General features: G+C 34.5%; 2 protein-coding genes and 1 pseudogene. All 3 read left to right on the forward strand.

What is annotated here, in order from left to right; translation table 11 throughout:
• Positions 1 to 190: 190 nt before the first annotated feature.
• A pseudogene (locus HT678_RS05745) lies at positions 191 to 400 on the forward strand (transposase domain-containing protein); the annotation flags it as partial.
• Positions 401 to 869: 469 nt separating this feature from the next.
• Entirely contained in the window at positions 870 to 5,663 is a 4,794-nt protein-coding gene (locus HT678_RS05750; RefSeq protein WP_000502031.1) for a S8 family serine peptidase, read from the forward strand.
• A 209-nt stretch (positions 5,664 to 5,872) separates the two neighbouring features.
• Positions 5,873 to 6,001 (forward strand): transposase (locus HT678_RS05755; protein ID WP_240148173.1); only part of this gene is annotated, 129 nt, incomplete at its 3' end.

Raw genomic sequence — 6,001 nt, forward strand, 5'->3', positions numbered from 1 at the left:
AAGCTTAGTTCATTCTAAGCTTTTTTCTTTACTCAAAAGCCATGAGTTTACTTATTTATCATTGAAATTAATGCTTGGTTTTGATATTATTTAAATATGAAGAAAGATAGAACAAAGCGTGGTAGTCACGCTAAAATGGGACGGAGTAAAAGAGTCCAGTGGACTCTTTTAGCCTAAGCTAAATTTTAAAAAGCGAGGGTGGTTGTTTTCTCAAAGTTTTGAAGGAGCTAAAGCAACAGCTATTATTATGAGTTTGTTGGAAACAGCTAAACGTCATCAACTAAATAGTGAAAAATATCTATCCTATCTTCTAGAATGTCTTCCAAACGAGGAAACTCTCGTAAACAAAGAGGTTTTAGAGGCTTATTTACCATGGACTAAAGTTGTACAAGAAAGGTGAAAATAAGAAATCTCCAGATTAGGAACTATCGCTAAGTTCACTAATCTGGAGATTTTTCAATAGACTTCGTTATTGTACGGTTACGTTTGTCACAGTTCCTGAAATGCTTAATTCACGATTATAGTAAAATGAAATAAGAATAGGACAAATCGATCAGGACAGTCAAATCGATTTCTAACAATGTTTTAGAAGTAGAGGTGTACTATTCTAGTTTCAATCTACTATAAAAGCACATGAACTATTCTATGACCGTGATTAGTAAGGTTTTTGCTTAATGAGTAATTGAATGGAAAGTAATTATTTAATAAAGAAATTTAGTCTTGTATTAATCGAGATTAAATTTCTTTATGTTTAAATTACATGAGAAGAGTGATTAATATTACAATTTTGTTACAAAATAAGTTTTTGATAGAATTTTCAGATAATTTAGGATATAATACTTTTAATTTAAATAAAAAGGAGTGATTTTATGGGAGACTGCAAAGATTTTTGTCATAAAAAGTACCAAATAGCAACGATTTTTCTGCTATCGGTCTTTGCATGCAGATTTGCTTTAGTACAGGTTAGTGCTGCTGAGGGGAAATTTGAAACATCCAATCAAGTTACACATGCAGTAATAATTAATAAATTAGATGATTCAAATAAGCTCGCACCGTCAGTCACGGCTGACAAGAATGCTCTAGATTCTTCTTCAAAGGAAAAAACAGAAGCGACAGCGTCAGTAAAACAAGATGATTCTATAGAATATAGAGATAATAAGTCAGACAAGAATGTAATCACACAGAAAGAAAAGACTGCTATAAAAAGTGAAGAGAAGAAGGAAGAATCAGCAGTAGAAAGAAGTTCTTCTTCCGAAAGTTCACAATCACAGTCGTTATCTCAAAGTGGACATAAAGAAAAGCCAAATAGTATCTCCAGTAATGAAATGATTACTGTCCCTAAAACATGGGAAGCAGGACACAAAGGGCAAGGAACTGTAGTCGCTGTTATAGATTCAGGCCTTGATTTGAATCATGAAGTTCTGCGTATTTCTGATCCGTCAAAGGCGAAATTTAAAAATCAGGATGATATCGAAAAAGCTAAAAAAGCTGCCGGTATTGACTATGGAAAATGGTACAGTGACAAGGTAGTATATGCTTATGATTACTTTGATGGAACTGATAATATAAAAGAGGCTGAAAAAGAGTCTCATGGAATGCACGTTACTGGTATTGTAGCTGGAAATCCAATTAATAAAGCCCCGAATTCTGAGAAGGTTTATGGGGTGGCGCCAGAAGCTCAAATTATGTTTATGAGAGTTTTTTCAGATAGAGATAAAACTACAGCCTCTGCCCTCTATGTAAAAGCCGTTGATGACGCAGTTGCGTTAGGTGCGGATGTGATCAATATGAGTTTGGGTGCAGGTGCGGGTTCAACTGTAGATGCGGGTTCAGATATTATTGAAGCAGTAAAAAGAGCACGCACTAAAGGAGTATCTGTTGTTATTGCTGCTGGTAATAGCAATACTTTCGGTAGAGGTTTTTCACAACCATTAGCAGAAAATCCTGATTATGGTCTCGTCGGAAATCCCTCTACAGTAGAAGATTCAATTTCTGTTGCTTCGATTAATAATAAAATTCTAACTACTGAAGTCTTTGAAGTAAAAGGTTTAGAAAATGACGCTACCCTTGATTATGGTAAGTTTGATTTTAATAGACCTGAAACAGAAAAAGATTTTGAAAAAGGGAAAGAATACGAATATGTAGCAACGGGTATTGGTCGTGAAGAAGATTTTGCTAATATTGATGTAAGAGGTAAGTTAGCACTGATTCAACGTGGTAAAATCCATTTCTCTGATAAGATTAAAAATGCTCTTCAACACGGTGCAGCTGGAGTTTTAATTTATAACAACGTTGAAGGTGCAAATGTTAGTATGTCTGTTACAGGTGATGCTAAGAAAATCCCATCTGTCTTTATTTCAAAATATTATGGTGAAATTCTTAAGTCTGGTCAGTATAAAATTGTCTTTAATCACAAGATGGATAATCGTAAATCAGATGTTGCAGACCAATTGTCAGATTTTTCAAGTTGGGGAGTTACAACAGATGGACAATTGAAACCAGATGTTACTGCACCTGGTGGAAATATCTATTCATCATTTAACGACAATAGTTATGGAAGTATAAGTGGAACAAGTATGGCGGCCCCTCATGTAGCTGGTGTCGCAGCATTAGTCAAAGAATATTTAGCAAAGAAACATCCTGAATTATCAGCTAGTCAAATTTCAGAGATTGTAAAAGCTTTAATTATGTCTACTGCAAAACCACATTTTAATAAACAAACTGGAGCCTATACTTCTCCACGTCACCAAGGTGCTGGCGTAGTTGACACGATGGCGGCAACAAGCACAGATCTATTTGTAACAGGTGCAAATAATTATCCAAGTGTTACTCTTGGTAATGTTGGTGATAAATTTACCTTTGAAGTTACAATTCATAATATTTCGGATAAAGACCGAACATTGAAGATGATTGTAAATACAAATACGGACGAAGTTGAAGAAGGAAAATTCACTCTCCGTCCACGAAAACTAACTGAAACAGTTTGGCCCGAAGTAACTGTGAAAGCTCATAGTACGAAGACAGTAACAGTTAGTGTAGATACAAGTAAGTTTACTGAAGAACTTAGCAAAATAATGCCAAATGGTTATTTTCTAGAAGGATTTGTTAGATTTGTCAATCCTGCAGATGATGGTTCTGTTATTGGTTTACCATTTATGGGATTTAAGGGAGAATTCCAAAATCTACCTGCAATTGAAAAACCAATTTATCAATTGATTAAGGAAGGAAACAGTGGATTTTACTCTGAAATTGATAAAGATAATCCAGGAATTTCACCTTCAGACGATGTAACTTATTTAACAAGTTCTGAAAATGATGTAAATGTTTTAAAAGCAGAGCGTCAAGGAAATCGAGTGACTGTACTCGGAGTGAAACAAGATGATGAAGGAAAATACCATCTTCAATTAGATGAAAAGGGTAATGTTCGCCTTGCTATCTCGCCGAACGATGATGGTAATAAAGATTCTGTTCAATTTAAAACTCTTGTCTATAGAAACTTGGTAAATCTTCGTGCAACTGTTTATGATTCTTCGGATACAACACACAGTCAGCCTATTTGGCAAAGTCGTCCAACAGACCTTGTGAAAAATTATTTTGATGGCGATACTAGAAATCCAAGAAGTTACATTGTAGATAAAACAGCTTGGGGAGGACAGGATTCTAATGGAAATCGAGTCTCTGATGGAATTTATGACTATGTTATTAGTTATAAGCCAGATGTCCCTGGAGCTGAAGAACAATACACAATATTTAAAATTCAAATCGATACACAAAAACCTCTGATTACTTCGGGATATATTCGTTCTCAAAAAAATCAAGAACAATTTATAGCTCGTAAACCTCAGGATGTCGGAAATGGCGGAATTCTTCTAGAAAAAGTCTTTTATATTCGTCCTTCTGAAAATAGAGAGGCGGCAGATTCAGAAATCGAACAGTATCAGATTATCAAACAAAATGAAGATGGTAGTTATACACTTCCTAAGAACATTGATAAATCGAAAATCTTCTATTATGTGGAAGACTTTGCGGGAAATGTAGATTTTATATCTCTCAAAGATCTTGTAGGTGAAGAAAATAGTGGTCGTGTAAAAATTGCTATACTAAACAATAAAACCAATGATGAGATTGATACAACTTATGTTTATCGCATTAAAAATAGCGAAGGTCAATATGTAACCGTTGATAAGTCAAAAGATATTAATTTCTTGAAATTTGGGCATTATGTTGCAGAAATTTTTAGCTATGATCGTACAGAGTTGAAATTTGTGAGTGCTCTATCTAAGGAATTTGATTTAACGAAAGAAAATAGTTTTCAAACTATTACCTTCTTGGCTAACAAAATGAAATATGCCCCAGTAACAGTTGGCTTTAATCAAGCTGTTCCTGGAACTACAATGATTACTTTAGTAGGTGAAGACGGTCAGAGTCAAGTCTTGCCAGCTGAAACATATGGTAAACATTCTTATGGTAAGAAAGTGGTTACTGGTGAATATAAAGTTCTTGTAAATCTGTCAAACGGTTATGAATTACTTGATAATCTTCAACCATTTAAAGTTCTGTTTGGTAAAAATAATGTTTTGTCACTTTCAGTTGTTTCTAAGTTAGCTCTGATTGCAGCTTTAAATAAACAAATGGAAGTAGTTAAAACTCCAAGATATTATAATACAAAACAGAATTTAAAAGAGATGTTTGAGCAAAGTGTCAAAGATGCGCAACTAGCATTAGGAAGTAAACTTAACCAAGATAAAATTGACCAAATTGTTAAGGCTTTAGAGTCTGCTATGCAAACATTGGATGGTAAGGAATCTGATATCACATCATTGAAGAATGCCATTAAAGCATATGCTGAGACAGTTAAAAAAGGTAAATATATAAATTCTGATCAAGAACGCAAAGGTCAATATGATCGTGAATTTAAACTCTTGGCATTATTAATTACAAAAGATTTGATAACTCAAGATGAAATTGACCGTCTGTTGACCACTTTCTTGCAAGCTCAAGACCAGCTGAATGGGAAAGAAACAGATTTTATGAGCCTAAAGAATGTTATCGAGGATGAAGTGAAGTTCCAAGAAAAAGATCCAAGATTTTTGACAGCTAGCAAAGAGGAGAAAGATGCATATCATCTTATTTTCAACAAAGCTAAGCTACTTTTGGAAAATGCAGAAGCTAGTCAAGAAGAAATTAATGAAGTAATCAAAGCTCTAAAAGAAACGGTTGTAAAACTTAAGGCTAATAAAGTAGAGATCCCAACCAAACCAGTTGTACCAGTTAAGCCGGTTGATCCAACTAAAGCAGTTGCACCAGTTAATCCAGTTATTCCAGCTAAACCAGTTGTAACGATCAAGCCAGTTTCTCAAGTGCAACCTGTTAAATTAGTAAGTCAAAATAGACAAGTCTCAACTATTAAGCCTTCAATTAGCAATGATAAAATTGAGAAAGCTACATCAATTACAATACATCATTCCAATATAGAAGCTAAGCATGAGAATAAAACACTAGCTGGAAGTGATCAACAAGTGCTTTTAGCTACAGTCATCAAAGAAGGAAAACAGTTACCAGCCACTGGTGAGAATAACATGATTTCTATTATGCTAAGTATTTCTGGAATTTCTCTCTTGTTGTCAGTTATTGGACTTGTAACTTTTTCAAAAAGTGAGTAGAGAATACAAGCTAAATTCCCAAAGTAAGTTCCACCGCTAGTAGAATTGGAAGTTAGTCTGAGAAAAATCATAAAAACCAGTGGAATTCCGTGTCAGGGTAAGTTCCACTGGTTTTACTCATGCTTGATTTCTATAGTAGTATCGTGAGCAAAAGGATTCAAATTATAGTATAGTTGCTTAGTTTCAAACAAGCATGTTATAATAAAGCTATGGCATATAGTACAGATTTTAAACAGCGAGCATTAGATTCCATCAAAGAGGGGCACAGCCATGTCGAGGCAGCCAAGGTTTTTGATGTTGGCGTCAGAACTCTCTTCATGTGGGAAAAGAACTTACGT

Source organism: Streptococcus sp. 3167 (assembly GCF_013277175.1).
Classification (GTDB): domain Bacteria; phylum Bacillota; class Bacilli; order Lactobacillales; family Streptococcaceae; genus Streptococcus; species Streptococcus pseudopneumoniae.